The organism is Geothrix sp. 21YS21S-2, assembly GCF_030846775.1.
Taxonomy (GTDB): domain Bacteria; phylum Acidobacteriota; class Holophagae; order Holophagales; family Holophagaceae; genus Mesoterricola.
Genome location: NZ_CP132910.1, coordinates 4,272,956 through 4,299,714, shown reverse-complemented (window position 1 = coordinate 4,299,714; position 26,759 = coordinate 4,272,956). Strand labels below are relative to the sequence as shown.

The window sequence follows — 26,759 nt, the reverse complement described above, 5'->3', positions numbered from 1 at the left end:
TCGTTACTGCCGAGAGAGGGATGGCACCGGGGAAGTCCAAAAGGCTTCCACGTCCTGACCGTATGGCTCAAACCCTGCATCGAAGAGGACATTGCAGAGGACCGAAAGGATTTCGTCGGTGTTCATAGTTCCCTCCTCATAGGTCGGGAAGAGCACCTCTCGGATTTCGTTGGCATTCCTAGGACGATCCGAAATCCATAGAAGGTTCCCATCGATCACCCTGGTGACCACAGCGGTCGTGAAGAGGTTGTAGTCAAGCCAGGGCGCCTCACCAGCGGGGAAATCATCATGCTCGAACTGCTCGTATGGGTCGTAGGGGATTGGACGAACAGGCACATGGAATGGATTCTCGCGGCGGCTCACAGGGCACCACCGTTCAAGTTCGTAACGAAGGCTTCGAGATCGCTGTGAAGAACGTAGCCCCATTTCCTGGGACCCGTCTTCACCCCTTTCAACTTGCCGTTCTTGATCAGGTTCTTGACTGCCTGGAGGCGGGCATCCAGGAGATACGCAACCTCTTCCAGTGGGTAGCGCGGCTTCGGCGCAACCGCCATGGCGTCCAGTAGGGTTTGAAGGGTGGTGTTCATACATTTCTCCATGTAAGGCATAGGTCGGGGAGCCCTGCGCTCGTCCGTTTCCCCATTGCCGTTGTTTGGAGCTACCACCGCCCAAATCCCACCACATCGCCTAGAGTGGCGCGTTCCTCTGTAATCGCAAATTCAGAGGAATTTCAGCCAGAAGTGGTCGTGGGTGGCAGAAATGGGCGAATTTCTTATATGGAAGGACGAAATTCGCGGCGATGCGCTTCCGGGGTCGCAAGCAGATGCCTATGAAGCCGACCCTCTGAGAAAAGCTTCAGAGGCGTCCAGGTGCGAGTCCCACAATAAAGGTTGCGGCGGCGAGCATCCCTCTCGCCGGACACATGATGATGGTCTTCACACAGGTTTGCGGCACCGCCACCGCCGGTGCCTAATGAAGCATGAAGGTGTTCTACCTAGGAAGCCCCTGAGACCTCACGCCCAGGGCTTGGAAGTGCTCACAAGCCTGGGAAGCCCTAGTGGGTCCTGTAGCACCCGCAAAGGCGCCCCACAGCGGCGGTCGAGCCTGGAGGGGGAACGTCGAGCAGCAACAACGCCTCCTGCGTGGGCGCCGAGCAGTTTGCGGAGCACAGGAGCATAGTGTTCTCAGTCAGGTCCCTCTGGCTCGCCCTGCGCTATCCTAAGCACCCGCGTGGAGCGTGCCATGGTCATGATCCCCGAAGACTTCGTTTTCCACCTGATCCACCAGCTCAGTTGCGCTTCGAGGATGCCAGGTTGGGAATCCCTGGAGGATGATGCGGACCGGCTACGGTCGTTCCTGGGGGTCAACCCTCATCCGGCGGCACCGCCACCGTCTTGAGCAGCCACAAGATTTGGTCTCTCATCATGGCAAGTTGATCAATCTGCACGTCCGCGAGGTTTGTCTTCAAGAGCGGCTCCGGTCCCGGTGCCTAATGAAGCAAGGACGTGTTCTACCTGGAAGGTCGCCGGGGTATGGATCAAGGCGTGGGGCGCAGACACCGCTCTTCGTGCGTTGGCGGGCGCCTGTCCTTCCTGACGAATGCCAGTTTCACCAGCATTCAACCATCGCTGTCAGGGTAGGCGATGAGCGAGTTCACTTCTAAAAGGAGCCACTCCCACCTGCGGGTAAGAATCATAAATACGGCGTGAAGGTCGGTTTCAGTCCACCCTTCAGCCGATTCCCAATCCGTCCGTGACCATCCGTCCGAGGTTTCAACGCTGTCCCCATAGGAATCCTGGATGAAGCTCATAAGGTCCAACTCGCCCGTATGCGTTCCTGCAAGAAATTCTGCCGCCACACCGGCAAGACCCACTCGGCGTTTCCGCAAGGGCGAGATATTTGTGTCATTCAGCCTGGTCGTCCCGAGCCAGGTCTTGAACTCTAGCGGATCGGATACCTCGGCGTTTCGGAAGATGAGTGGCTCAGCGGGGATGCCGTAATGCCTCGCAACGAGGGCGTGTCCGGACTCATGGATTGCGGATTTACGCATGTCATGGGTCTCAAGTTCGGCAAGTGTTTGCATAGTGGGGTCTCCAAGGTTGAGGACTACCACCCTTCCCACACCCCTCCACCAGTTCGATGCTGCCGTGGATTTCTGGAGGATGCGCGCCCTGGTGGGTTACCGCATCCAGTGGTCACCAACTTTGCCGAAATTCCGAGCTACTCGAAGGTCACGGAAATTGGGAAATTCAGTTGACATAGGAATATGTAAACCTCCGGCACACCAGTCAAGCCAGCGATTCAGACTCTGTCCACGGGTGGTCAACTTTCCTTTCACGCCCCACCGCCTCGGCTACTCTCGCCCCTCCACACTAGGAAGGTCGGTTGCTCACCGTTGCTCCTGGTCGATACTCAGCTAGTTCCTCGTCCGAGGGGTTCCCGCCTGTGCCGTTGCCTCTCTGCGAAGAGGGACCAACTCCGGGTAGGTGGGCATCATCAGCGTCACCTGGACCGCCCCGCGCCGTCTCAGACGTGGCTGCCGAAAATCCAGCATGCTGCTGGTCGGTCAGGACCCCGCACCGCAGCGCTGGGGCTTGTTTCGCAAATTTGTGCCCTAGGTGGCGCCAACTAGCGCCCGCCTAGGTGCGTGCTTCAACCCGTTTGCTAATGGCAGTTCAATCGGTTGAAGGCAATGTGCCGCGCACGGAGGAATCCCTCGTTGCGGTGCGAATAGATAATTGTAGGGATTTAGCGACAAATCGGCAAGACCACCCCACCACTCCTTGCACCTTTCCTTGATGGAGTTCCAACTTCATGGGTCCAGTCCGTTCCTGGATTTAAGACCATCCCCGTTGCGGCATAATTCTTCGGAAATTTCCGTGCCAGATTTCGTGCACGAAGAATTGCAAGATTTTGTGCACGCGAAATTGCATGATTCTGTGCAAGATTCCTTGCTTTCGTTCATTCAAACGCACAGGCGCGAATGGCTCTGTCCAGCAAGGCATTCCGGTTGGTGCTCTCGTTCCCAACCTGGGAAGCGGAATGCTGTGCAGGCTTCTCCCTGAACAGCCAGGACCGGCATGCATAGTTGAACCGAGGTCGAGCCATCGGCTTTGGTGGTGCTGCCCAGAACCAGGGCGCGGCGCAGCCTTGCGGCTCCGCCTAATGAAGCACGGACGTGTTCTACCTGAAAGCTCCGGGGCGCCCTTTCGGGGAGGGGCTGCTAGCGTCGGTCCTCCAGGATCATGTCGGATGCGGAGGGACCCTCGCCGGACATCTTGATGAGAGTGGGCAGGGGCGGCTTACCCTTGCCAAGGCGGTCATCTGGGATTGTGGCAAGCCGTTCACGATGGTCTTCGACCGAAGGAGCCTTCTCAATGGGCTCCAGTCGTGCCACCGCCTCACCGTCCACAACCAGGATGACCTCTTCCCCCTTCAGGGCGGCAGGAAGAAACTTGAGCGGGTTGCGAGAAAAGTCATCGAGGGTCAAGTGCATGAGTTTCTCCGGCTCCTCCCCATTCTACGCATCTTGCCCGGGGGTGCTGCCAAACCAGGGGAGTCGCTCCTGCAAAAAACCACTCCGTAAACGGACCACCCCGCGATATTCAGGCGACCAACCCTGGAGTCACGTAAACCTCTCCCATGTCGCCTTGGCAGGACGGCTAGGGACCGGCAGGTGCAATAGAGGTGCAAGCCAGAATCCCAGCAGAACCAAATTGCGCGCCGACTACCCGGGCATTGGACCACTATCAACAGGGTCCGCCACGAGTGAAACGCCGTCCACATAAACTGAGAAATTGAGAGAAAGCGGCGGATTCTCTGAATTTGACCTCGACCGGGCGCCTCCATTCCCAGATCTCCATATGAGGAATCAAAGGAGAATACTCTGCTCTACACGAGGCAAAGTTTTTTGACACCGAAGACGAATGAAAGCTAATGCTGGCGGTGGTTTTATCCGATAATACTGTTGCACCTCTATTGCACCTCTATTGCACCTCGCACTACGATTTCGGCGAGGAATCTCACCAACAACCCTGCGGGGTGGTCCGATCTTAGAGAATGGGAATAGCAACGGAAACGCCCGCCATCATTGAGCTTTAGGGCGCTTCTCGGTTGCGTGGCTGGTGGTCCCGGGCAGAATTGAACTGCCGACCTACCGCTTAGGAGGCGGTCGCTCTATCCCCTGAGCTACGGGACCTTTTCACAGCCGATGGCCATTGTAGCCTGATTCCCGCCCCCGGGCGACCCTGGGGCTACACGTCCCGGAACTCCGCCCACTCGGGCTCGTTCTCGAAGATCCAGCGGTAGTATTCGATGCCCTTGAGCTCGGCGGCGGCCTCCTCGTCCACCACCACCTGGCAGCGGGGGTGGAGCTGCAGGGCGGATGCGGTGACCATGGAGGTGATGGGGCCCTCCACGGCCTGGGCGAGGATGGCGGCCTTGGATTCGCCCGTCACCAGCATCAGGCAGCGGCGGGAGTCCAGGATGGTGCCCACGCCCATGGTGATGGCGCGGCGGGGGACGGCGGCGGGGTCGCCGCCGAACATGGGGGCGTTCTGCTCCAGGGTGGAGGGGGTGAGGGCCTTCTCGCGGGTGCGGCTGAGGAGGGCGGAGAGGGGCTCGTTGAAGCCGATGTGGCCGTCGCTGCCGATGCCCAGGAGCTGGAGGGCGATGCCGCCGGCGGCCTTGATCCGCGCCTCGTAGTTCCGGCACTCGGCGCCCAGGTCGGGGGCCATGCCGTCGGGGAGGTGGGTGCGGTCCGGGGCGATGTTCACCTGGTTGAAGAGGTGCTCGTCCATGTAGCGGCGGTAGGAGCAGGGATGGTCCGCGGGGATGCCGATGTACTCGTCGAGGTTGAAGGTGGAGCAGGCGGAGAAGTCCAGGCCTTCCTTGCGGTGGAGGTCCACGAGGCAGGCGTAGGCCCGCTCCATGGTGCGGCCCGTGGCCAGGCCCAGGACGAGGCGGGGGTCGGCCCGGAGTTCCTTGGCGACGATGCGGGCCACGAGGAGCGCGGCCTTCTGGCGGTCGGGGGCGATGATGACTTCCATGGGTACCTCAGGAAAGGGCGGGAAGGCTTGCGGCGGCCACGGCCTGGCCCACGCGCCGGCTCTTCTCGTCGGGAAGGAAAACCTGGACCCGGGCGGCGAAGTCCGGGAACTCGGCCTCCAGCACCTCCCGCGCCCGGGCCAGGATCAGCTCCCCGCCCTCGCCGGAGGTGACGCGGCCCAGGATCATGGCGTGCTCCAGGTCGTAGAACTCCGCGTACCAGGGCAGCGTGTAGCCCAGGTAGGCGCCGATGGTCAGGAAGAACTCCCGGGCCGCGGAATCGCCCCGGGCCAGGCGCTCCTGCACGTCCCGGAGCCGCTCGGGCAGGGCCATCCCCGGCGGAAACGCGAAGCCCGCGGGGCCCGCGAGGCGGTCCAGGGCCTGCTGGGAGAAGTAGGCCGCGCCCACTCCGGGTTCGCCGGACCAGTCGTCGGTGCCGGCCCTGGGATTGGCGTCGACGCAGCCGAAGGCCAGCTCGTTGAGCCAGCCGGTGATCCTGCCGGCCCTGTCCAGGAAGCCCACGGCCTCGCTGGAGCCCAGGGCGATGCCCAGGATGCCGTTGCGCTCCAGGGACAGCCCCCCGGCCAGGGCCGTGACGTCGCCGTCGTTGATGACCTCCAGGGGCACGCCCCATTCCTCGCGCAGGCGCAGGAAGAGGGGCCGCACCTGGGCCTCGAAGGGGCCCGGGGGCACGGCGCGGAAGAGGGAGGCCACCTTCACCTGGTTGTCAACCAGGATCCCCGCGCTGGAGCCCCCGATGGCGTCCAGGCGCGGCAGGTGGCTCGCGGCGAGGCGGAAGCCCTCGTTGATGCGGGCGTAGTGGTAGGCGGGGTCGGCCTCGGCCTTGGGGTTCCAGGGGAGCTCGGCGCTGAAGACCACCTCGCCGTCCCGCACCGCGGCCACCTTGTAGTCACTGGCGCCCAGGTCGAAGCCGATGCGGCAGCCCTCCAGGTTTCCGCCCAGCGCCAGGGGCCTGGGGGCGGGGACGGGCACCTCGTCCATCACCTCCACGGAAAAGGGCTGGCTGTAGGCCAGCCCCATGATCTCGCGCTCGAAGGCCCAGGGGCCCCGGGGCCCGTATTCCTCCGCGATGGCCTCGCACAGCGCCCGGGGCCCGGACACGGCCGCCCGGGAGCCCCCGCAGGCCCACAGGAGGCCATTGAGCATCCAGGACACGTAGCGCAGGCTGTCCTCGTCCGCGCCCCCGGGGAAGACGTCCAGTTCCAGCCGCGCCGCCCATCCCGCGTTCTGCTCCAGGCCCAGCACCACCCGTTCCCGGGAGCCGTGGGCCGCCAGGGCCCTCCGGTAGGCGCGAACCCCCAGGGCCAGGGGCCGGAAGCCGGGATCCAGGGCCAGGGGCCGGGCCGGGGCGGCGTTGAAAAGGCTCCTGTCAAAGGATTCGTGGCGGAACATCGGAACCTCGCGGGGACGTGGTTCCTTTGTACCAGATCCGGGGCCCGGGCACGCGCCCGGGCCCCAGGATTCCTACCGCTTGGCGAGGTTGTGGTCCAGGTACCAGATGGCCCCGCCCTGCTCCCCGATGGCGCGGAGCTGGTCCACCAGCTCGCTGACGGCCAGCTCCTCCTTGACCTGCTCGGTGACGAACCACTGCAGGGCGATCTCGGTGGCGTGGTCGCCCTCGGCCTTGGCCAGCTCGTAGCACTTGCTGATGCTGGCGGTGTTGTCCTTCTCGTGGGCGAGCACCATCTCGAAGATGGAGGTGGGACCGTTGAAGCCGGTGGGCGGCGGGTTGATGGTGCGCAGTTCCAGTCGGCCGTACCGGTCCAGGATGAAATCCACCAGCTTCAGCGCGTGCGTGGCCTCTTCGGCCGACTGGACCCGGAGCCAGTGGGCGAAGCCCTTGAAGCTCTTCTCGGAGAGATGGGCGCTCATGGCGAGGTAGAGTTGCGAGGTGTACTGCTCGGCGTTGATCTGGGCGTTCAACGCGGTCTGGGTGGCGGTGCTGATCATGGGGATCTCCGGTGTTGGAGGGGCGGCGCCGGTGCGGCGTCGCGCTCCAAACCGATATATGAACCATTCAGAGAAAAGGTGCCGTGATCTGGGTCCGTGGAAATTCAATTATTCTCGCAGGAAGGGAGGTGCCCGCTTGCGCCGTCAGGAGAAGGAACTCAAGGATCCGGAAGCCGTCGCCCAGGTGCTGGACGCGGCGGAGTGGGGCGTGCTGGGCCTGGTTTCGGCCGAGGGCGCGCCTCTCCTGGTGCCCCTGAACTTCGTGCGCCTGGGGGACAACGTCTATTTCCACGGCGCCCGCGCCGGCGAGAAGATGGAGGCCCTGCGCCACCAGGGCAGGGCCACCTTCCTGGTGGTGGACGCGTATTCCCAGATCCCCTCCTACGCCTTCGATCCCGAGCGGGCCTGCCCCGCCAGCCAGTACTTCACGTCCGTCCTCCTCCACGGAACCCTCAAGGAGGTGGAGGCTCCCGCCCGCAAGGCCGCGGTGCTGGACGCCCTCATGCGGAAACTCCAGCCCGAGGGCGGCTACCGCCCCATCACCGCGGAGGACCCGATGTACGCGGGCAGCGTGGGCGCCGTGGCCGTCCTGGAGCTGGCCGTGGAGCGCAGCTCGGCCAAGTGCGAGGTGGGCCAGCGGCTCAGCCCCGCGAAGCGGGAGTCGGTGCGGGCGCTGCTGGAGAAGCGGGGAGGTCCCGCGGATCTGCGCACGCTGGAGGCGATGGGGGCCGGTCCAGGATCTCCCGGATCCTCCGCAGCAGAGCCAGGGGCTGCACCGGCTTCATGATCAGCTCCATGCCCGGCTCGAGCTCGCCGCGGCCCTGGATGAAGTCGGCGGTGTAGCCGCTTATGAAGAGGACCTTCACGCCGGGGCGCTCCCGGCGGATCTCCTCGAAGGCCTGGCGGCCGCTCTTGCGGGGCATGATGATGTCCATGAGGATGAAGTCGACGGCGTCGGGGTTCGCGCGGAAGACGTCCACCGCCTCCTGGCCATCGCAGGCCAGCAGGACCTCGTAGCCGTACTTCCTCAGCACGAGCTCGGCCATGGCGCGCACCGGGGGCTCGTCCTCGACGACGAGGATCGTCTCCGTGCCGCGGACGCCGGTTTCGCCGGCCTCCGGATCCTCCCGTTCCGCCGGGGCCGCGGGGGCCAGGGGCACCAGGACCCGGAAGGCCGAGCCCTTCCCCGCGCCGCTTTCCACGAGGATGTACCCCTTGTGCTGCTTGACGATGCCGAACACCGTGGCCAGCCCCAGGCCGGTGCCGCGGCCCAGCTCCCGGGTCGTGAAGAAGGGGTCGAAGATCCGCTTCAGGGTGTCCTCGTCCATGCCCTCCCCGGAGTCCCTCACTTCCAGCTCCGCGTAGTCGCCCACGCGGCCGAAGCCGCGGCCGGCGCGGAAGGCCTCGTCCAGGTGGAAGGGCCGGGTGGCCAGGGTCAGGGTGCCGCCGGCGGGCATGGCGTCCCGGGCGTTGGTGGCCAGGTTCAGGAGCACCTGCTCGAGCTGGCCCAGGTCCACGTGGACCGGGAGGGCCTCCGGGTGCCTGGCGACCTCCAGGCGCACGTCGGCGCCGATGATCCGGCGCAGGAGCTTCTCCACGTTGGCCACGATGGTGTTGAGGTCCAGGGTCTTCGGGTTCATCACCTGCTTGCGGCTGAAGGCCAGCAGGCTGTGGGTGAGCTGCGCGGCCCGCTCAGCGGCCTTGAGGATCTCGGAGAGGGCGGCCCGGTTGGGATCGTCGGGGGCCTGCCCGAGCTGCATGAGGGTGCCGTACCCGTTGATCACCTGCAGCACGTTGTTGAAGTCGTGGGCCACGCCCCCCGCCAGGAGCCCCACGGCCTCCAGCTTCTGGGAATGGCGCAGCTGCTGCTCGAGGGTCTTCTGCCGGGAGATGTCCTGCTTCATGCCCAGGAAGTGGGTGATCACCCCGTCGGCGTCCCGCATGGGGGAGATGGTGGCCCGCTCCCAGAAGAGCTCGCCGTCCTTCTTGCGGTTCTGGAACTCGCCCGCCCACACCTCGCCCCGGGTGATGGCGCTCCACAGCTCCTGGTAGGTCTGGGCGCCAGTCAGGCCGGACTTGAGGATCCGCGGCGTCTTCCCCAGGACCTCGTCCAGGGCGAAGCCGGTGAGCGCGGTGAACTCCGTGTTCACGAACTCGATGCTCCCGGCGGTGTCGGTGATGATGATGGAGACCGGGCTCTGCTCCACGGCCTGGGAGAGCCGGTGGACGAACCGGTCGGCGTTGGCGCGGGACGTGATGTCCCGGTACTGCCAGACCCGGAGCTCCTCGCCGCCGGGGGTGCGGTAGGGCCGCGAGCGGCGCTCCAGCACGCGCCCGTCCCAGAGGTCCAGGACGTCCAGGCTGACCCGTTCCGCCTCGCGGGCCAGGTAGCCGTCGGGGTCCCGGAGCTGGGCCAGGATGATGTCCTCCTCGTTGCCATCCGCCCCGTCGAGGCCCCAGATCCGGGCGTAGGAGGGATTGCGCTCCCGCTCGGAGCCGGCTCCGTCCACGATGCGGATGCCGTCCTCCCCGCCGTCCAGCGCGAAGCGCAGGAGGGCGGCCTGGTCCCGGCTGGCGTCACGCTCCTTGGCCAGCTCGGCACACCGGGCGGCCAGGAGGCCCATGGCCTTCCACAGGAACGCCGCCACCGCCCCGTTGAGGAGGAGCCCGAGCACCAGGAAGGGCGTCCACCGCCACAGGTGGAAGGCCGCGGCCAGCCCGCCGCCGAGGGTCAACAGGGCCGAAGCCGCCAGGGCGGCCACCAGGGCCAGGGATTTCGTCCCGAAGGGCATGCAGATGACTCCGTCCATGGCCCCGCGGACCGTTCGTTCGGAAGACACGGGAGGGGATGCGCTCCCTTCCCCCTTAACCCCATACTATCCATCCCCCCGGGGCCCGGGGGCACATCCTGCGGGGATCCCCATGCTCGTGCGAAGGTCGGTTTGTCCCTACGATTGCCCTGACGCCTGCGGGCTCCTTGTGGAGGTTGAGGGAGGCTTGGCGGTTTCCGTGAAGGGCGACCCGGAGCACCCCCACAGCCGGGGCAGCCTCTGCCCGAAAATGACCCGCTACCAGGACACGGTCCACAGCCCAAGACGCCTGACCGTTCCCTTGCTACGCACCGGTCCCAAGGGAAGCGGCCAGTTCGCGCCCGTCTCCTGGCCCGAGGCCATCGACCGCATCGCGGCCTCGTGGAAGGGGATCATCGCCGCCCACGGCGCCCAGGCCATCCTGCCCTACTCCTACGCGGGCACCATGGGCCTGGTCCAGCGCAACGCCGGGCACCCCTTCTTCCACCGGCTGGGGGCGAGCCGCCTGGACCGGACCATCTGCACGCCGGCCAAGGCCGCGGGCCTGGAGGCCGTGCTGGGCCAGACCCCCTGCCCCCATCCCTTTGCGCTGCGGGGCTGCGATCTGGTGGTCCTCTGGGGCATCAACGCGGTGGCCACCAGCGTCCACGGGCTCAAGGACGTGCGCGAGGCGCGGCGGCGCGGAGGCAAGGTGTGGCTGGTGGAGACCTACCGCACGCCCACGGCGGCGGAGGCGGACATGACCTGTCTGGTCCGCCCGGGCAGCGACGGGGCCCTGGCCCTGGGACTCATGCACGTGCTTGTGCGGGAGGGGCTCCTGGACCGGGCCTTTCTCGGAGAGCACACCCAGGGCTTCCCGGAACTGGCCCGGGACATCCTGCCGGACTACCCCCCGGAGCGGGTGGAGGCCCTGACAGGGGTGCCCGCGGCCGAGGTGGAGGCCCTGGCCCGCGCCTACGGCGCGGCCCAGGACCCCTGCATCGTCATCGGCGGCGGCCTCTCCCGGTACGGCAACGGGGCCATGACCGTGCGCACCATCGCGTGCCTTCCGGCCCTGGTCGGCGCCTACGGCCGCCCCGGGGGCGGCTGCTTCGGCTCCACCTCCACCGGCGGGGCCTTCGCCATGGCCGAGGTGACCCGGGAGGACCTGCTGCAGGGTCCCGTCCGCACCGTGAACATGAACCGCCTGGGCCACGCCCTGCTCGAGCTGGACGGGCCCCGGGTGATGTCCCTCTACGTCTACCACTCCAACCCGGCCGTGGTGGCGCCGGACCAGAACGCGGTGCTGGCGGGGCTGGCCCGGGAGGACCTCTTCACCGTGGTGCACGAGCGGTTCCTCACGGACACCGCGCGCTACGCCGACATCGTCCTGCCCGCCACCTCCTCCCTGGAGCACAGCGACCTGTACAAGGCCTACGGCAGCTACTGCATCCAGCGGGCCCGGCCCGCGCTGCCGCCCGTGGGGGAGAGCCGCAGCAACTGGGAGGTCTTCGGGCTCCTGGCCGGGGCCATGGGCTTTCCCGAGCCCTTCTTCCGGCAGGGCGCCGACGACCTCATCGACCACCTGCTGGCGCTGCCCAGCCCCTGGCGGGAGGGCGTCGACGAAGCCGCGCTGGCCGCGGGGAGGGCGGTGGAGGTGACGCCGCCCCCGGGGCCGCGCTTCCGCACGCCCTCGGGCAAGGTGGAACTGCTCAACCCCCGCGAACCCCACCCCCTGCCCCGCTTCCTGCCTCCCCACGGGGAGGGCGACGCGCCGCCCTTCTCCCTCATGACGGCGCCTTCGCTGTTCGGCCTGAACTCCTCCTTCTGCGAACGGGACGAGCTCCGGGCCCGGCGCAAGGGGATGCGCATCCTGATGAATCCCGGGGACGCCGCCGCCCGCGGCCTGCGGGACGGCGAGGCCGTGGCCGCCTTCAACACCCTGGGCGAGGTGGCCTTCGCCCTGGAGCTCTCGGCCGCGGTGCCTTCCGGGGTGCTGGTGGCCGAGGGGGTCTGGTGGCTGGAGTTCGCGCCGGGGACCCGCTCCGTGAACGCCCTCACGTCCCAGCGGCTCACGGACCGCGGAGGCGGCAGCACCTTCTATGACAACAAGGTGGATATCCGCAGATTGTAATTATCTATTCATAAATTTCCCCACACCCGCTTGACGGCTGGGGGCCGCGGGTTATCCTGAAAACTGGAATATTATTAATTCATCCGGACCCGCAGGGATGGCCCCCTTTCGCCAGGGTACCGGAGGTGCGCCCCGAAGGAGGCCCCATGTCCATTTTCGACCGCTTCCAGGACCGCTACGAATCCGCCAGGGAAGAGGAGATGTCCTTGCAGGAGTACCTGGAGCTCTGCCGGCGCGACCCCTCCGCCTACGCCAACGTGGCCGAGCGCATGCTCAAGGCCATCGGCGAGCCGGAGATCGTCGACACGCGGCTCCAGGAACGCCATTCCCGGATCTTCGCCAACAAGGTCATCCGGGTCTACCCGGCCTTCCGGGACTTCTATGGAATGGAGGAGGTCATCGAATCCATCGTGGCCTACTTCCGACACGCGGCCCAGGGCCTGGAGGAGCGCAAGCAGATCCTCTACCTCCTGGGTCCCGTGGGGGGCGGCAAGTCCTCCCTGGCCGAGGAGCTCAAGGCCCTCATCGAGAAGGTGCCCTTCTACGCGGTGAAGGGCTCGCCCGTGAACGAGTCGCCCCTGGGCCTGTTCAACCCCGCGGAGGACGGCCGGATCCTGGAGGAGGACTTCGGCATCCCGCGGCGCTGCCTCACGTCCATCATGAGTCCCTGGGCCGTCAAGCGACTCCACGAGCATGGCGGCGACATCACCCGCTTCCGCGTGGTCAAGCGCTTCCCCTCCCAGCTCGGCCAGGTGGCCGTGGCCAAGACCGAGCCCGGGGACGAGAACAACCAGGACATCTCCGCCCTGGTGGGCAAGATCGACATCCGCAAGCTGGAGACCTGCAGCCAGAACGACCCGGACGCCTATTCCTACTCCGGCGGCCTGTGCCTGGCCAACCGGGGGATGCTGGAGTTCGTGGAGATGTTCAAGGCGCCCATCAAGGTCCTGCATCCGCTGCTCACCGCCACCCAGGAGGGCAACTACAAGGGCACCGAGGGCTTCGGGGCCATCCCCTTCGACGGGCTGATACTGGCCCACTCCAACGAGGCCGAGTGGCAGACCTTCAGGAACAACCGCAACAACGAGGCCTTCCTGGACCGCATCTACATCGTGAAGGTGCCCTACTGCCTGCGGGTCACCGACGAGGTCCACATCTACCGCAAGCTCCTGGACAATTCCTCGCTGTCCGCGGCGCCCTGCGCCCCGGACACCCTGCGCATGCTGGGCCAGTTCTCGGTGCTCAGCCGCATCAAGGACCCCGAGCACTCCAACGTCTATTCCAAGATGCGGGTCTACGACGGGGAGAACCTCAAGGACACCGACCCCAAGGCCAAGAGCCACCAGGAATACCGGGACATGGCCGGCGTGGACGAGGGCATGACGGGCCTCTCGACGCGCTTCGCCTTCAAGATCCTCTCCAAGGTCTTCAACTTCGACCACCGGGAGGTGGCGGCCAACCCGGTCCACCTCATGTACGTGCTGGAGCAGCAGATCGAGCAGGAGCAGTTCCCGGCGGTGGTGGAGGAGCAGTACCTGCGCTACATCAAGGAGTTCCTGTCCCCCCGCTACGCGGACTTCATCGGCAAGGAGATCCAGACCGCCTACCTGGAGAGCTACTCGGAATACGGCCAGAACATCTTCGACCGCTACATCACCTACGCCGACTTCTGGATCCAGGACCAGGAGTTCCGGGACCCCAACACCGGCGAGATGCTGGACCGCTCCGCCCTCAACGAGGAGCTGGAGAAGATCGAGAAGCCCGCGGGCATCGCCAACCCCAAGGACTTCCGCAACGAGGTGGTGAACTTCGTGCTGCGCGCGCGTGCCCGCAACGAGGGCAGGAACCCCTCCTGGACCTCGTACGAGAAGCTGCGGGCCGTCATCGAGAAGAAGATGTTCTCCAGCTCCGAGGAGCTGCTGCCGGTGATCTCCTTCAACGCCAAGGGCAGCGCCGACGAGCAGAAGAAGCACCAGGACTTCGTGGATCGCATGACCAGCAAGGGCTATACGGAAAAGCAGGTTCGCCTGCTGTGCGACTGGTACCTGCGAGTCCGGAAGGCCTCATGAACCGCATCGTCGACCGGCGCTCCGACAGCCGGAACAAGAGCTCGGTGAACCGCAGCCGCTTCCTCCGGCGGTTCCGCCAGGAGATCCGCAAGGCCGTATCGGACGTCATCGACAAGGGCGGCATCCGCGACCTGGACGGGGGCCGGAGGATCGGCATCCCCGCCAGGGACCTCACGGAGCCGCAGTTCGGCCTGGGCGGGGGCGGCCTCAAGGAGCGCGTCCACCCGGGCAACGACGCCTTCACCACCGGGGACCGGGTGGACCGCCCTTCCTCCGGGGCCGGCGGCAGGGGTTCCCAGTCCAGCCCCGACGGGGAGGGCCAGGACGCCTTCACCTTCACCCTCACCCGGGAGGAGTTCCTGGAGCTCTTCTTCGAGGAGCTGGCCCTTCCCAACCTCGTCAAGCGCCACCTGGCGGCGGTGGAGACCCGGAAGTGGGTCCGGGCCGGCTACACCCAGACCGGGGTTCCCGCCAACATCAACTTCATCCGCACCATGCGCGGCGCCGCCGGCAGGCGCATCGCCGCGGCGGGCCCGGCCCGCTCCCGCATCCGCGAGCTGGAGGAGCTGCTGGAGACAAGCGACGACGAGGACATGCGCCTGGAGCTGGCCGGGCTCCGCCAGCGCATGGCCGGCGTCCCCTTCATCGACACCTTCGACCTGCGCTACAACAACCGCACCCTCGTCACCCAGCCCTCGACCCAGGCGGTGATGTTCTGCCTGATGGACGTCTCCGGCTCCATGGACGAGCCCAAGAAGAACATGGCCAAGCGGTTCTTCACGCTGCTGTACCTCTTCCTCAAGCGCAACTACGAGCGCATCGAGGTGGTCTTCATCCGCCACCACACCGTGGCCGAGGAGGTGGACGAGGACGTGTTCTTCCACTCCCGGGAATCCGGCGGCACCGTGGTGTCCACGGCCCTGCGCATGATGCACAAGGTCATCGAGGAGCGCTACGCCAGCGGCCTGTGGAACATCTACGGGGCCCAGGCCTCGGACGGCGACAACTGGCAGGAGGACTCCCTCATCTGCCTGGATCTCATGGGCAGCCGGATCATCCCAAAGGTGCAGCACTTCGCCTACCTCGAGATCTCCGAGGGGCGGCCCCAGAACCTCTGGGAGGAATACGCCCAGGTGCAGAAGGCCCACCCCGGAACCTTCGCCATGCGCCGGGTGGCCTCGGCCGGCGAGATCTACCCGGTCTTCCACGAACTCTTCAAGAAGAGGGTGTCATGAGCCTGCTCCCCACCGGATCGGACTGGACCTTCGAGGCCATCGAGGCCTACGACGCCGCCATCGGCCGGGCCGCGGCCGGCTTCGGCCTGGAGTGCTACCCCCACCAGCTGGAGATCATCACCACCGAGCAGATGATGGACGCCTACGCCTCAATCGGAATGCCCGTCTACTACCACCACTGGTCCTTCGGCAAGCACTTCCTCGCCACGGAGAGCCGCTACAAGCGCGGCCAGATGGGCCTGGCCTACGAGATCGTCATCAACTCCGACCCCTGCATCGCCTACCTCATGGAGGAGAACAGCCTGCCCATGCAGGCCCTGGTCATCGCCCACGCGGCCTACGGCCACAACTCCTTCTTCAAGGGCAATCACCTGTTCCGGCAGTGGACCTGCGCCCATTCCATCATCGACTACCTGGTATTCGCCCGGCGCTTCATCGCCGAGTGCGAGGAGAAGCACGGCCAGGACGCGGTGGAGCAGCTCCTGGACGCGTGCCACGCGCTGATGAACGTGGGCGTTGACCGCTTCAAGCGCGCCCCGAAGCTCTCACTCGTCAAGGAGCAGCAGCGGCAGAAGGAGCGCCAGGACTACCAGCAGGCCCAGCTCAACGAGCTCTGGCGCACCCTGGTGGCCCCGAAGGAGAAGGAGGAACCCGCCCGGGCGCGCTTTCCCGCCGAACCGGAGGAGAACATCCTCTACTTCATCGAGAAGAACGCCCCCCTCTTGGAGCCCTGGGAGCGCGAGGTCGTGCGCATCGTGCGCAAGATCGCCCAGTACTTCCATCCCCAGCGCCAGACCCAGGTGATGAACGAGGGGTGGGCCTCCTACTGGCACTACACCCTCCTCAACAGCCTCTACGACCGGGGCCAGGTGGGCGAGGGCTTCATGCTGGAGTGCCTCCAGTCCCATGCCAACGTCCTCCACCAGCCCCCCTACAACAGCGACTGGTACTCGGGCATCAACCCCTACGCCCTGGGCTTCGCCCTGTGGAAGGACATCCGCCGCATGTGCGAGAGCCCCACGGAGGAGGACCGGGCCTGGTTCCCCGGGGTGGCCGGCCGGAACTGGCTCGAGACCTTCCATTTCGCCATGCAGAACTTCAAGGACGAGAGTTTCATCGCCCAGTACCTCTCCCCGAAGGTCATGCGGGACTTCCGCTTCTTCACCGTGAGGGACGACGACGCCGATGCCAGACTCGCCATCGGACCCATCCACGACGACCCCGGCTTCCGCCACCTGCGGCAGGCCCTGGCCGAACAGTACAACCTCGGCAGCCGCGAGCCCGACATCCAGGTGTGGAACGTGGACCTGCGGGGGGACCGCAGCCTCACCCTGCGCTACTTCAGCCGCAACCGCCGGGACCTGGCGCCGGACTGGGCCAAGGTGCTGGGCCACGTGGCCGCGCTGTGGGGCTTCATTGTGCGGCTGGAGGAGGAACTGCCCGCGGGCGGGACGCGGGCGCTGGGCGAGTGCGAACCTCCCAGGCGCGGCCGGGCCGCATGAGCTACAATCGGGTTCCCCGCCGAGGAACCCATGCGCGCATTCCTGCTTCCCTTCGCCTTCGCCCTGTGCGCCCAGGCCCAGACGCTCACCCCGGATCCCTGGGCGCCGGTGCGGTTCCTGTCGGGGGAGTGGACCGGGGTCTCCTCGGGCGAACCCGGCACGGGCACCGCCCAGAGGACCTACCGTTTCGTCATGGGGGCGAAGTTCCTCCACGAGCGCAACGTCTCCACCTACCTGCCCACCGCCGCAGGCAAGCCGGGCGAGGTGCATGAGCACTGGAGCATGTTCAGCTACGACAAGAAGAGGAAGCGCCTCGTGGTGCGCCAGTTCCACCAGGAGAGCTTCGTCAACCAGTACGCCTTCGACGAGGACCTGAGCTCCCCGAAGCGCCTGGTCTTCGTGTCGGAAGCCTTCGAGAACCTGGACAGCCGCTGGCGGGCCCGGGAAGCCTACGACCTGGTCTCGCCGGACGAATTCCGGGAGACCTTCGAGATCGCCCCGCCGGGCAAGGATTACGCCGTCTACGCCACGACCGTGTTCAAGCGTGTGCCCGCCAGGTGAAAGGACGTCCCATGCTCCGCACTGCCCTTTTCTCGCTCGCCTGCGCGGCCCTGGTTGCCCAGGCGCCGGACCCCTTCGCGCCCGTGCGGTTTCTCGCCGGCGACTGGGAGGGAGAGGGTTCAGGCGAACCCGGCAAGGCGTCCGGCGCGTTCTCCTTCCGGTTCGAATTGGACGGCAAGGCGCTGGTGCGCCGGAGCTTCGCGGACTATCCCGCCCGGAACGGACGCCCGGCCGCACGCCATGAGGACCTGATGACCGTCTACGCCGAGGGCGGGAAGCTCAAGGCCTTCTACCTGGACAACGAGGGCCACGTGATCCGCTACGACGCCGCGGTGCTGGCCAAGGGCGAAGGGGTGGCGTTCCAGAGCGAGGCGGGACCGGGGCCGGGTTTCAGGCTGACCTACCGGAGCAGGGGGGACGGGGTGGTCTCCGTGGCCTTCGCCATCGCGCCTCCGGGGAAGCCGGACGCGTTCACCACCTACGTCGAAGGTACCAGCCGGCGGAAATAGCCTTCCGGCGCTCCGGGGGGTCAGTGGAACCTGGGGAAACGGTACTCGAGGCTGACCGCGAAGTAGCTCATCGGGCGCTCCTCGTTCCCCACCTGGTAGCTCAGGTTGTAGTCGTGCCGGCCCGTATTGATCGCGGCGGCGTAGCGGGCCTCCAGGGCGAGCTGCCGGGTGAGCCTGACCTGGACCCCCGCGGCCGGCACGATGGAGGCTCCGGACCGCTTCCCCCCGTAGGTCCGGAACGAGGCGCCTCCATTGGGCCCGATGGCCTGCTGGCCCAGGGTCTGGGACCACGCCATGGCGCCGATCCCCAGGATCGCACGCACCTTCCCGTTGCCGGGCATCCAGTCGCAGCCGAGCGTGACGGCGCTGCCCTTGCTCTCCATGGTCGTCCAGGTGTCCCAGGTCCGGTTCGGACCGAAGGTGACGCCTTCCAGCCGCAGGCGCCCCTGGGACCGGAAATACACGTTGAGCCCCGCGACGAGGGCATTGGCCGCGTGGAGCTCCGTCGGGATGGCGTACCCGGCGGCGATGCCCACGCGCGAGGCGGCGCCCTGGCCGTGCAGGAGGGGGGCGCACATCGCCGCGAGGAGGAAGGCTTTCATTCTGTCGTTCATCGATCGCTCCGATCCTGGGAAGGCCCTGGGATCGCGCGGCATGACCCGGCCGGGGCCGGCCGATGGATCCGGGCGAAGACAGGAAGGCTGGGATCCTTCAACCCTATCAGGTTCCCGGGGCGGGAGAAGCGTCGGCATCCGGGTCCAGCGGCAGCCGCAGGACGGCCCGGGCCCCGGGTCCGTCCTCGCGGTTGGCCAGCACCAGGCTCCCGCCGTGGGCCTCGGCGATCTGGCGGCTCAGCACCAGGCCGATGCCGCTGCCGCCGGACTTGGTGGTGAAGAAGGGCACGAAGAGGTTCCCTCCGGTGGGCAGGCCCTGGCCGCGGTCCTCCACGAGGATCTCCACGGCGCCGGGGTGCAGGGACCAGCGCAGGTCCACGGGCCCTTCCCCGGCGTCCACGGCGTTGCGCACGAGGTTGATGAGGGCCTGGGCGATCTGGTCGCCGTCGGCCTGCAGGGTCACGGGGGGGCCCGGGAGGACCCGCACCTGCCGGCGCTGCTCCAGCCCGGCCACGCGCCGGGCCAGGGACTCCAGGTCGGCGGGGGCCCTGCGGGGCTCCGGCAGGCGCGCCAGCTGGGTGTAGCCCTCCATGAACCGCCCCAGGCCCTGGGCCCTCGAGGCGATGATGCCCAGGCCCTGGCGCGCGTCGTCCATCCAGTCCTCGCCCTGGCGCTCCAGGATGCGGATGAGGCTTTCGCCCAGGGACTGGATGGGGGCCAGGGAGTTGTTGATCTCGTGGCCCAGGACGCGGATGACCCGGTGCCACACCTTGCGCTCCTCCTCCCGCAGGGGCCGGGTGAGGTCGGAGAGCACCAGGAGCCGGTGGGCGCGCCCCCCCTGCCTGAAGGTGCCCCGGCGCAGCTCGAAGCGCCCGGCGCGCCCCGGGAAGGCCATGTCGGCCAGCACCGAGGCCTCGCCCTCCAGGGCCCCGGCCAGCCCCAGCTCGGAGGCGGGCCGGCCCAGGAGCCGCTCCTGGGGGCTGCCCAGCAGCAGCGCCCCGGCCCGGTTCACCAGCCGCAGCAGGCCGTCCCCGTCGAAGGCGAAAACGGCCACGTCGATCTCGGCCATCACCGCCCGCAGGAGCGCCGTGGCCTCCATGGCCTTCATGCGCTGCTGCTGCAGGAGCTCGCTGAGGGTGTTGAGCTCGTGGTACACCGAGCCCAGGGCGTCGGCCAGGGCCGGCTCCCGTGCGCGGAAGGAGTAGTCGCCCTCGCGGATGGCGGCCAGGAGGTTGGAGAGGGTCTGCAGGGGACGCTGCACCCGTGCGCGGATGGAGCGGGCGGCGATCCACGCCGCCCCGGCCGCCGCCAGCAGGAGCAGGGCCCGGGCCGGCCAGGGCCACGGGCTGCGCGCCAGGAGGAGCCCCGAGAGCGCCACGGCGGGCAGCGCGCCCAGGAGGGCCTGGAGCTGCATCCGCCGGTCGTGGGTCATGCGGAGATGCCGAGCTTGGCCATGCGGCGGTACATCGCGCTGCGGGAAAGGCCCAGGGCCTCCGCGGCCGCGGTGGCCCCGCCGTGGCGGGCCAGGGCCTTGCGGATGAGCAGAGCCTCCATGTCCTCCAGGCTCAGGTCGTCCAGGGCGGGCGCCGCGGCGCCCTTCGCGCCCAGCAGCAGGTCGGGGGCCGTGATCCACGGGCCGGGGGCCATGAGCAGGCTGCGCTCCACGGCGTGGGCCAGCTCGCGCACGTTGCCGCGCCAGGGGTGGGCCAGCAGGGCCTTTTGGGCGCCGGCGTCGAAGCCCGCGACGGCCTTGCGGTAGCGCCCGGCCTTCTCCTCCAGGAAGCGCGTGGCCAGGGGCAGGATGTCCTCGGGGCGCTCGCGCAGGGGGGGCACGCGCAGCTCGATGGTGTCCAGCCGGAAGCGCAGGTCCTGGCGGAAGCGCCCCGCGGCCACCTCGGCGTCCAGGTCGGCGTTGGTGGCGCTGAGGATCCTCACGTCGGCGCGCAGGGTGCGGCTCGACCCCACCCGCTCGAACTCCCCGGTCTCCAGCACCCGCAGGAGCTTGGCCTGCAGGGCCAGCGGGGCGTTGGCGATCTCGTCCAGGAAGAGGGTGCCGCCGTCGGCCAGCTCGAAGCGCCCGGCGCGCTCCGTCCTGGCGTCGGTGAAGGCGCCCTTGACGTGGCCGAACAGCTCGGACTCCAGCACGCCTTCGGAGAGCCCGCCCGCGTTGAGGGTGAGCAGGGGCTTGTCCGACCGGGAGCTGGCGGCGTGGAGGGCCTGGGCCAGGAGGCTCTTGCCCGTTCCGTTCTCGCCCGTGATGAGCACCGAGGCGTCCGAGGGCCCGATGCGGCGCACCATCTCCATCACGTGGACCATGGCCTCCGAGGCGGCCACGATGGCCGGCGCGCCCTCGCGCAGGATGCGGTTCTCGGCCTCCAGGCGCCGGCTCTTCCGCAGGGCCGCGGCCAGTTCCAGGTGGGTGCGCAGGGTCGCCAGGAGCCGGGCGTTCTCCCAGGGCTTCTGCACGAAGTCCTTGGCGCCGCGCCGCATGGCCTCCACGGCCAGGTCGATGCTGCCCCAGGCCGTCATGACGATCACCGGAAGCCCGGGCTCCCGGGCCTGGATGCCCTCCAGCAGGGCCAGGCCCTCCACGCCGGAAGTCGTGTCCTGGCTGTAGTTCATGTCCATGAGCACCAGGTCGGGCCGGCCCGCGTCCAGGGCCGCGAGCGCGGCCTCCGGGGAGGCCGCGGTGTCGGTCCTGAAGCCCTCGGACTTCAGGAGGAGCCTCAGGCTCTCGCGAACATCGGGCTGGTCGTCGGTGATCAGGATGCGGGGGGCGTTCGAGGGCATGGTGGGGTTCCGGGGTCCGTACTATCCTACTCCGCGCGCAGGGCCACGGCGGGGTCCACGCGCGCGGCGCGCAGGGCCGGGGCCAGGCAGGCCAGGACGCCCCCCAGGCCCACGAGTCCCGCGGCCAGCCCGTAGGCCACCGGGTCCAGGGGACCCACCCCGTGGAGCTGGGACTGGAGGCCCCGGGCCAGGGCGAAGGCCAGGACGAGGCCCGCGGCGCCTCCCGCTGCCACCATGCGCAGGCCCTGGCCCACCACCAGGCCCAGGAGGTCGAAGCGGTCCGCGCCGAGCGCCGCGCGGATGCCCATCTCCCGCCGGCGCATGCCGGTGAGGTAGCTCACCACCCCGAAGATCCCCGCGCCGGCCAGCACCAGGGCCAGCACGGCGAACCCGCCGAAGAGGATGCCCCGGGCGCGGGCATCCTTGCGGTTCAGGTCCATGAGGTCGGCCATGGTGCGGACCGGGCCCAGGGGCAGGTCGGGATCCACCTCCCGCAGGGCCTGCCGGAAGGAGGGCAGGAGCGCGGCGGGGGGCGCCGCGGCACGGACGACCAGCACCAGGCCGGGCGCCGTGATGTAGGCGGGGCCCGGGTCCAGCAGGGGCATGTAGAAGCCCGGCCGCGCGGGAACGGCCAGCGACTCGTGCCGCACGTCGCCCGCGACGCCCAGGACGGTCATGCCGTGGCGGTCCTCGGCGTCGATGAAGACCCTCCGCCCCAGCGGATCCTGGGCGCCCCAGTGCCTCCGGGCGAAGGACTCGGTGACGATGGTGGCGTCCTTGTCGGTGGGCTCGAAGTCGCGGCCCCGCACCAGCGGAACGCCCAGGGCCTTGAAGAGGCCCGGGGCGGCCCGGTAGCAGAACGCCAGCTGGTCGGCCTGGGAGGGCACCCCCGGCTCCAGGTCGTAGCCGGCCTGGCGCATGGAGCCCGAAAGGGGGAGGTTGTCCATGACCGAGGCGCCCAGCACCCCGGGGACGGCCTCCAGCCGGGCCTGGATGCGCCGGGCGAAGTCCCCCTGGGCGGCGTTGCCGGGGTACCTGGAGGCCGGGAGGGACACCTGGATGATGATGGCCGAGGGTTCGAAGCCGGGGGCCACGGTCTGCAGGTGGACCAGGGTGCGCAGGAGGAGGCCGGCGCCGATGAGCAGCGCCGTGGCCAGGGCGGTCTCGGATGCCACCAGCAGGCCCGCGAGACGGTGCTGGCCGGGCGTGCCCGAGGCGCGCACGCCGCCCCTCAGGGCCGGACCGGGATCCACGGCGGAAAAGCGCGAGGCCGGCAGGAGCCCCGAAAGCAGGGCCGAGGCCAGGGACAGCACAAGGGCGAAGAGGGCCTCCGGGAGGCCGCCTGCGGCCGGGGGCAGCCCCAGGAGGGCCGCGAGGCTCGACAGGACCATCCGCGCCGCGAACCACCCCAGCGCGGCCCCCAGGAGGCCCAGGAGGAAGCTCTCCGCCAGGAGGAGGCGGAACATCCGCGCGCGGCCCGCCCCCATGGCGGAGCGCACCGCCAGCTCGAGGCTGCGGCGGGAGCCCCGGGCCAGGAGCAGGTTGGCCACGTTGGAGCAGGCGATGAGCAGCACGAAGCCCACGGCCCCCAGGAGGGCCCACAGGGTGCCCCGGGCGTCCTTGACCACCTCGTCCCGCAGCGGCGCCACGCGCACCGTCTGGCCGTGGGCCAGGCCCGGCGATGCGGCCAGGATGCGGGCGGCGACGGGCCTGAGTTCCTCCTCGGCCTCCCGCGCCGTGACGCCGTCCCGCAGCCGGGCCACGGCGGTGAGCCAGTGGCGGCCGCGGTTGGCGCGCTCGGCCCCGGTCAGGGCCAGGGGCATGAAGATCTCCGAGCGTCCCACGCGGTGGGCCAGGTCGAAGCCCGGGGGCAGCACGCCCACGACCAGGACGTCGTTGCCGTCCAGGCGCAGGCTCCGGCCCACGAGGCCCGGATCGCCGCCGTGGCGCCGCCAGAACTCGTGGGTGAGGAGCGCCACCCTGGCCGCGCCCGGGGCGTCCTCCTCCGGCAGGAAGCCCCGGCCCAGGGCGGGCTTCACTTCGAGCACGTCCAGGAAGTTCCAGGAGACCCGGCCCAGGCGCACGCGCTCGGGCTCATGGTCCCCGGAGAGGTTCATCGCCCCGGTGCTCAGCGCGCACATGCCCCGGATCCGGGTGGATTCCCGCTGCCAGTCCAGGAAGTCGGCGGCGGAGAAGTAGTCGCGCAGGATGGCCCGGGAGGGGACCTGCTCCCAGAGGGCCACCAGCCCCGAAGGCCTGCCGTAGGGGAGGGGCTTGAGGAGGGTGCCGTCCACCAGGGTGAAGATGGCGAGGTTCACCCCGATGCCCAGCGCCAGCAGGACCGCGGCCAGGACCGTGAACCCGGGGGTCCGCGCCAGGGACCGGAGGGCCCATTTCAGGTCGTCGGCGAGTCCGGTCATCGTCACTCGTTCCGCAGGGCCACCATGGGGTCCACCTTCGTGGCCTTCAGGGCGGGCAGGAGGCAGGCGACGGCGCCCACCAGGGCGAGCAGGCCCGCCACCGTGGCGAAGGTCGCGGGGTCCCAGGACCTCACGCCGGCGATCTGCGCGTCCAGGGCCCGGCCCATGGCCAGGGAGATGGCGACCCCCGCGGCCACGCCGGCAAAGGCCATGCGAAGGCCCTGCCCCACCACCAGCTTCAGCACGTCCCGCACCTGGGCGCCCATGGCCATGCGGACCCCGATCTCCCGGGTGCGCTGGGCGGTGAGGAAGGTCACCACCGCGTAGATGCCGACCGCCGCCAGGAGCAGCGCCAGCCCCGCGAAGGAGCCCAGGAGGATGCTCCGGGCCTGCGCGTCCTGGCGGTCCCGGGTCAGGACCGTCTGCATGGTCCGCGGAAGGCCCAGGGGCAGGTCGGGGTCCACTTCACGCACCACGCGCTTGAGCACCGGGATCATGCCCACCGGATCCGGAACCGTGCGCAGGACCACCAGGAAGCTGGGGATGGGGAACCCCTCCGTGGAGAGGCCGGCCATGGGGAAGTACATCTCCGGAACCGCGCCCTTGGCCAGGCTGGCGTGGCGCACGTCGCCCACGACGCCCACGATGGGCAGGAAGGGCTCCTCCTTGCGGTCCATGGAGACCCTGCCCTCCAGGGGGTTCGAGCGGGGGAAGTGCTTGCGGGCGAAGGCCTCGTTCACGAGCATGGCCCCGGCTTCCTGGGGGGCGAGGTCCCTGCCCCGGAGGACCGGGATGCCCATGGCCTTGAAATAGCCCGGAGTTATGTGGTGGTTGAGGGCCTCCTGGCCATCCACCGACTCCTGGTCCCCCACGTCGTAGGAACTCGAACTGGTCGAGCCCACCAGGGGCGGCGTGTCGTTGAAGCCCACGGCGGTGATGCCCTGGGTGGCCTCCAGCCGGCGCTGGAGTTCGACCATGAAGGCGTTGCGCGAGGCGGCGTCCTTGTACTTGTAGCGGGGGAGGGTGATCCGCGCCACGAGCACATGGTCGGAGCGGAAGCCCGGGTCCACGTTCTGGAGGTGCACGAGGCTCCGGAGCATCAGCCCCGCCCCGATGAGCAGCGCGGTGGCCAGCGCCGTCTCGGAGGCCACCAGGAGGCCCCGCAGGCGCGGGTGGGACGCCGTGCCGGAGCCCTTGCCCTCCTTGAGGGAATCCGCGAGGTGCAGCCGTTCGGCGTTGAGCGCGGGCACCAGCCCGAAGAGGACCGCGGCGCCCAGGGAAAGCAGGAGGGTGAACAGGACCACCCGCGCGTCCAGGGGCACGGGTTCGATTCCCGCGCGATTGCTGCCCAGGACGGCCACCAGGCCGTTCAGGGTCCAGTGGCCCAGGAACAGGCCGGCGGCGCCTCCCATGAGGCCGAGCACGAGGCTCTCGGCCAGGGCGCTCCACACCAGGGCGCGAGGGCCGGCCCCCAGGGCTGCGCGGATGGCCATCTCCCGCTGCCGGCGCGAGCTCCGGACCAGCATGAGGTTCATGAGATTGGCGCAGGCGATGAGGAGCACGAAGGCCACGGCGCCCCACAGCACCAGGAGGGTCCCCCGGGCGTTGACCACCACCTGGTCCTGGAGCCGCACGACCTTCGCGGTGAAGTGGCGGTTGGAGTCCGGGTAGGCCGTGGCGAGGGCGGCGGCGATGCGCTTGAAGTCGGCCTCGCAGGAGGCGACCGTCGCCCCGGGCTTCAGCCGGGCCACGGCCCCCAGGAAGTGGCTGCCCCGCTGGTCCAGCTGGTCCTTCGTGAAGGCCATGGGCACCAGGATGCTGGTGCCGCCGATGCGGTGGTTGAAGCGGAAGCCCTTGGGCATGACTCCCACCACCGTCGTGTCCATTCCGCTCAGGCGGATGGAGCGGCCCACGATGCCGGGGTCGGCGCCGAAGCGCCGGGCCCAGAAGTCATGCATGAGGACGACGGCCCGGGGCCCCTCGGTGTGGTCCTCCTCGGGCAGGAAGTCCCGGCCCAGGACCGGGTGCACCCCCACGACCCGGAAGAAGTTCCAGGAGACCCGGGCGGTGGGGACATCCTGGGGTTCCTGCTCGCCGGTGAGGTTCAGGGAATCGTTGGTGAGGGCGGCCATGCCCTCCACCTGGCCCGCGTCCCGCTGCCAGTCCAGGAAGTCGGGGGCCGAGAGCGGGTTGTCGGAGCGGTCCCGCACGGGCACGGCGCCCCACACGGCGACGAGCCGGTCCGAGTCCGGGTAGGGCAGCGGCTGCAGGAGCACCCGGTCCACGAGGCTGAAGATGGCGGCGTTGGCCCCGATGCCGAGCGCCAGGATCAGCACCGCCAGGGCGGTGAAGCCGGGGCTCTTGAGGAGGGAGCGCAGGGCGCGGCGGAGGTCGTCGAGGATGGGGTGCATGGGATTCTCCGTCAGGCCCTGGCCAGGGATTCCTCCACCACCCGCCCGTCGAACAGGTGGATGGTGCGGTCGGCGTGCTGGGCGAAGCGCTGGTCGTGGGTGACCATGCAGATGGTGGAGCCGCGGCGGTGGAGCTCCTTCAGGAGGTCCATGACGGCGTCGCCGTTGGTGGAGTCGAGGTTCCCGGTGGGCTCGTCGGCCAGGAGGATGGAGGGCCGGCCCCCCACCGCGCGGGCCACGGCCACGCGCTGCTGCTGGCCGCCGGAGAGCTGGCTGGGGAGGTGCTTGGAGCGGTGGGACATGCCCACCTCCTCCAGGGCCTCCATGACGCGGGTGCGGCGCTCGCCCAGGGGCAGGCCGCGGTACACCAGGGGCAGCTCGACGTTCTCGTAGACCGTGAGGTCGCCGATGAGATTGAAGCTCTGGAAGATGAAGCCGATCTCGTGGTTGCGGATGCGGGCCCGCTCAGAGAGGTTCAGGCCCGCCACGGGCTTGCCGTTGAGCGTGTACCGGCCGTGGGTGGGCGTGTCCAGCAGGCCGAGGATGGAAAGGAGGGTGGACTTCCCGCAGCCGCTGGGGCCGGCGATGGAGATGAACTCCCCTTCCTGGACCTCCAGGTGGATGTCGGAGAGGGCGTGGGTCTCCACCTCGTCGGTGGTGAAGACCTTCCGGATGGCGTCGAGCTGGATGATGGAACGGGGGGACATG

20 protein-coding genes, 1 tRNA gene and 1 pseudogene are annotated in these 26,759 nt (G+C 68.6%); 7 read left to right on the top strand and 15 right to left on the bottom strand.

All coding sequences use genetic code 11. The features are described from left to right. Window positions 1–3: 3 nt before the first annotated feature. The 8 genes from RAH40_RS18980 to RAH40_RS18945 all read right to left on the bottom strand — a co-directional run bounded on the left by RAH40_RS18980 (window position 4) and on the right by RAH40_RS18945 (window position 7,017). Window positions 4–363 (bottom strand): hypothetical protein, encoded by a 360-nt coding sequence (locus RAH40_RS18980; RefSeq protein WP_306599176.1) that lies wholly within the window; start codon window positions 361–363, stop codon window positions 4–6. Next, window positions 360–587: a hypothetical protein gene (locus RAH40_RS18975; protein WP_306599175.1), complete on the bottom strand. Its 228-nt coding sequence runs from the start codon at window positions 585–587 to the stop codon at window positions 360–362. Before RAH40_RS18975 ends, RAH40_RS18980 begins: the two co-directional genes overlap by 4 nt. Window positions 588–1,618: 1,031 nt before the next feature. Beyond that, window positions 1,619–2,083: a hypothetical protein gene (locus tag RAH40_RS18970; RefSeq protein WP_306599174.1), complete on the bottom strand. Its 465-nt coding sequence runs from the start codon at window positions 2,081–2,083 to the stop codon at window positions 1,619–1,621. Window positions 2,084–3,223: 1,140 nt separating this feature from the next. Next, the gene (locus RAH40_RS18965) at window positions 3,224–3,496 is read right to left on the bottom strand and encodes a hypothetical protein (protein ID WP_306599173.1); all 273 of its coding nucleotides are present in this window, start codon (window positions 3,494–3,496) and stop codon (window positions 3,224–3,226) included. Between the two features lie 626 nt (window positions 3,497–4,122). Beyond that, window positions 4,123–4,198: transfer RNA gene (locus RAH40_RS18960), tRNA-Arg, on the bottom strand. Window positions 4,199–4,253: 55 nt separating this feature from the next. Beyond that, window positions 4,254–5,048, bottom strand: coding sequence for a glucosamine-6-phosphate deaminase (gene nagB, locus RAH40_RS18955; RefSeq protein WP_306599172.1), 795 nt, complete (start codon window positions 5,046–5,048; stop codon window positions 4,254–4,256). Window positions 5,049–5,055: 7 nt separating this feature from the next. After that, complete coding sequence (locus RAH40_RS18950; protein ID WP_306599171.1) at window positions 5,056–6,459, bottom strand: hypothetical protein; 1,404 nt, start codon at window positions 6,457–6,459, stop codon at window positions 5,056–5,058. A gap of 72 nt (window positions 6,460–6,531) precedes the next feature. Then, window positions 6,532–7,017, bottom strand: a complete 486-nt coding sequence (locus tag RAH40_RS18945) for a ferritin (protein ID WP_306599170.1) — start codon at window positions 7,015–7,017, stop codon at window positions 6,532–6,534. On the opposite strand from RAH40_RS18945, the pseudogene RAH40_RS18940 reads away from it, so the two are divergent. Then, a pseudogene (locus tag RAH40_RS18940) lies at window positions 7,016–7,627 on the top strand (pyridoxamine 5'-phosphate oxidase family protein); the annotation flags it as partial. The gene RAH40_RS18945 and the pseudogene RAH40_RS18940 sit on opposite strands and share 2 nt — an antisense overlap. Window positions 7,628–7,658: 31 nt before the next feature. On the opposite strand, the gene RAH40_RS18935 reads toward RAH40_RS18940, so the two are convergent. Then, a complete protein-coding gene (locus RAH40_RS18935) occupies window positions 7,659–9,857 on the bottom strand; it encodes a PAS domain S-box protein (RefSeq protein ID WP_306599169.1) in 2,199 nt (732 codons plus the stop codon). A gap of 76 nt (window positions 9,858–9,933) precedes the next feature. On the opposite strand from RAH40_RS18935, the gene RAH40_RS18930 reads away from it, so the two are divergent. From RAH40_RS18930 to RAH40_RS18905, 6 genes are all read left to right on the top strand, one after another. Next, complete coding sequence (locus RAH40_RS18930; protein WP_373432583.1) at window positions 9,934–11,940, top strand: molybdopterin oxidoreductase family protein; 2,007 nt, start codon at window positions 9,934–9,936, stop codon at window positions 11,938–11,940. A gap of 146 nt (window positions 11,941–12,086) precedes the next feature. After that, window positions 12,087–14,009: a PrkA family serine protein kinase gene (locus RAH40_RS18925; protein WP_306599167.1), complete on the top strand. Its 1,923-nt coding sequence runs from the start codon at window positions 12,087–12,089 to the stop codon at window positions 14,007–14,009. Beyond that, a complete protein-coding gene (locus RAH40_RS18920; RefSeq protein WP_306599166.1) occupies window positions 14,006–15,244 on the top strand; it encodes a YeaH/YhbH family protein in 1,239 nt (412 codons plus the stop codon). Before RAH40_RS18925 ends, RAH40_RS18920 begins: the two co-directional genes overlap by 4 nt. After that, window positions 15,241–16,746 (top strand): SpoVR family protein, encoded by a 1,506-nt coding sequence (locus RAH40_RS18915; protein ID WP_306599165.1) that lies wholly within the window; start codon window positions 15,241–15,243, stop codon window positions 16,744–16,746. Before RAH40_RS18920 ends, RAH40_RS18915 begins: the two co-directional genes overlap by 4 nt. A 30-nt stretch (window positions 16,747–16,776) precedes the next feature. After that, on the top strand, window positions 16,777–17,307 hold the full coding sequence (locus RAH40_RS18910) for a hypothetical protein (RefSeq protein WP_306599164.1): 531 nt from the start codon (window positions 16,777–16,779) through the stop codon (window positions 17,305–17,307). An 11-nt stretch (window positions 17,308–17,318) separates the two neighbouring features. Then, window positions 17,319–17,816 (top strand): hypothetical protein, encoded by a 498-nt coding sequence (locus tag RAH40_RS18905; RefSeq protein WP_306599163.1) that lies wholly within the window; start codon window positions 17,319–17,321, stop codon window positions 17,814–17,816. A gap of 20 nt (window positions 17,817–17,836) precedes the next feature. On the opposite strand, the gene RAH40_RS18900 is transcribed toward RAH40_RS18905, so the two are convergent. From RAH40_RS18900 to RAH40_RS18875, 6 genes are all read right to left on the bottom strand, one after another. Then, a complete protein-coding gene (locus RAH40_RS18900) occupies window positions 17,837–18,430 on the bottom strand; it encodes a hypothetical protein (protein WP_306599162.1) in 594 nt (197 codons plus the stop codon). Window positions 18,431–18,536: 106 nt separating this feature from the next. After that, complete coding sequence (locus tag RAH40_RS18895; protein ID WP_306599161.1) at window positions 18,537–19,862, bottom strand: PAS domain-containing sensor histidine kinase; 1,326 nt, start codon at window positions 19,860–19,862, stop codon at window positions 18,537–18,539. Continuing rightward, a complete protein-coding gene (locus RAH40_RS18890) occupies window positions 19,859–21,220 on the bottom strand; it encodes a sigma-54 dependent transcriptional regulator (RefSeq protein ID WP_306599160.1) in 1,362 nt (453 codons plus the stop codon). Before RAH40_RS18890 ends, RAH40_RS18895 begins: the two co-directional genes overlap by 4 nt. A gap of 26 nt (window positions 21,221–21,246) precedes the next feature. Beyond that, a complete protein-coding gene (locus tag RAH40_RS18885; protein ID WP_306599159.1) occupies window positions 21,247–23,640 on the bottom strand; it encodes an ABC transporter permease in 2,394 nt (797 codons plus the stop codon). A 2-nt stretch (window positions 23,641–23,642) separates the two neighbouring features. Next, on the bottom strand, window positions 23,643–26,051 hold the full coding sequence (locus RAH40_RS18880; RefSeq protein ID WP_306599158.1) for an ABC transporter permease: 2,409 nt from the start codon (window positions 26,049–26,051) through the stop codon (window positions 23,643–23,645). An 11-nt stretch (window positions 26,052–26,062) separates the two neighbouring features. Then, the gene (locus tag RAH40_RS18875) at window positions 26,063–26,758 is read right to left on the bottom strand and encodes an ABC transporter ATP-binding protein (RefSeq protein ID WP_306599157.1); all 696 of its coding nucleotides are present in this window, start codon (window positions 26,756–26,758) and stop codon (window positions 26,063–26,065) included. Window position 26,759 lies beyond the last annotated feature (1 nt).

Bases quoted from the DNA above. Each gene is read 5' to 3' on its own strand.
- RAH40_RS18910 (WP_306599164.1), top strand. From the start codon at position 16,777: ATGCGCGCATTCCTGCTTCCCTTCGCCTTCGCCCTGTGCGCCCAGGCC.
- RAH40_RS18875 (WP_306599157.1), bottom strand. From the start codon at position 26,758: ATGTCCCCCCGTTCCATCATCCAGCTCGACGCCATCCGGAAGGTCTTC.
- RAH40_RS18925 (WP_306599167.1), top strand. From the start codon at position 12,087: ATGTCCATTTTCGACCGCTTCCAGGACCGCTACGAATCCGCCAGGGAA.
- RAH40_RS18890 (WP_306599160.1), bottom strand. From the start codon at position 21,220: ATGCCCTCGAACGCCCCCCGCATCCTGATCACCGACGACCAGCCCGAT.
- RAH40_RS18900 (WP_306599162.1), bottom strand. From the start codon at position 18,430: ATGAACGACAGAATGAAAGCCTTCCTCCTCGCGGCGATGTGCGCCCCC.
- RAH40_RS18970 (WP_306599174.1), bottom strand. From the start codon at position 2,083: ATGCAAACACTTGCCGAACTTGAGACCCATGACATGCGTAAATCCGCA.
- nagB (WP_306599172.1), bottom strand. From the start codon at position 5,048: ATGGAAGTCATCATCGCCCCCGACCGCCAGAAGGCCGCGCTCCTCGTG.
- RAH40_RS18885 (WP_306599159.1), bottom strand. From the start codon at position 23,640: ATGACCGGACTCGCCGACGACCTGAAATGGGCCCTCCGGTCCCTGGCG.
- RAH40_RS18895 (WP_306599161.1), bottom strand. From the start codon at position 19,862: ATGACCCACGACCGGCGGATGCAGCTCCAGGCCCTCCTGGGCGCGCTG.
- RAH40_RS18975 (WP_306599175.1), bottom strand. From the start codon at position 587: ATGAACACCACCCTTCAAACCCTACTGGACGCCATGGCGGTTGCGCCG.
- RAH40_RS18945 (WP_306599170.1), bottom strand. From the start codon at position 7,017: ATGATCAGCACCGCCACCCAGACCGCGTTGAACGCCCAGATCAACGCC.
- RAH40_RS18920 (WP_306599166.1), top strand. From the start codon at position 14,006: ATGAACCGCATCGTCGACCGGCGCTCCGACAGCCGGAACAAGAGCTCG.
- RAH40_RS18915 (WP_306599165.1), top strand. From the start codon at position 15,241: ATGAGCCTGCTCCCCACCGGATCGGACTGGACCTTCGAGGCCATCGAG.
- RAH40_RS18905 (WP_306599163.1), top strand. From the start codon at position 17,319: ATGCTCCGCACTGCCCTTTTCTCGCTCGCCTGCGCGGCCCTGGTTGCC.
- RAH40_RS18965 (WP_306599173.1), bottom strand. From the start codon at position 3,496: ATGCACTTGACCCTCGATGACTTTTCTCGCAACCCGCTCAAGTTTCTT.
- RAH40_RS18950 (WP_306599171.1), bottom strand. From the start codon at position 6,459: ATGTTCCGCCACGAATCCTTTGACAGGAGCCTTTTCAACGCCGCCCCG.
- RAH40_RS18880 (WP_306599158.1), bottom strand. From the start codon at position 26,051: ATGCACCCCATCCTCGACGACCTCCGCCGCGCCCTGCGCTCCCTCCTC.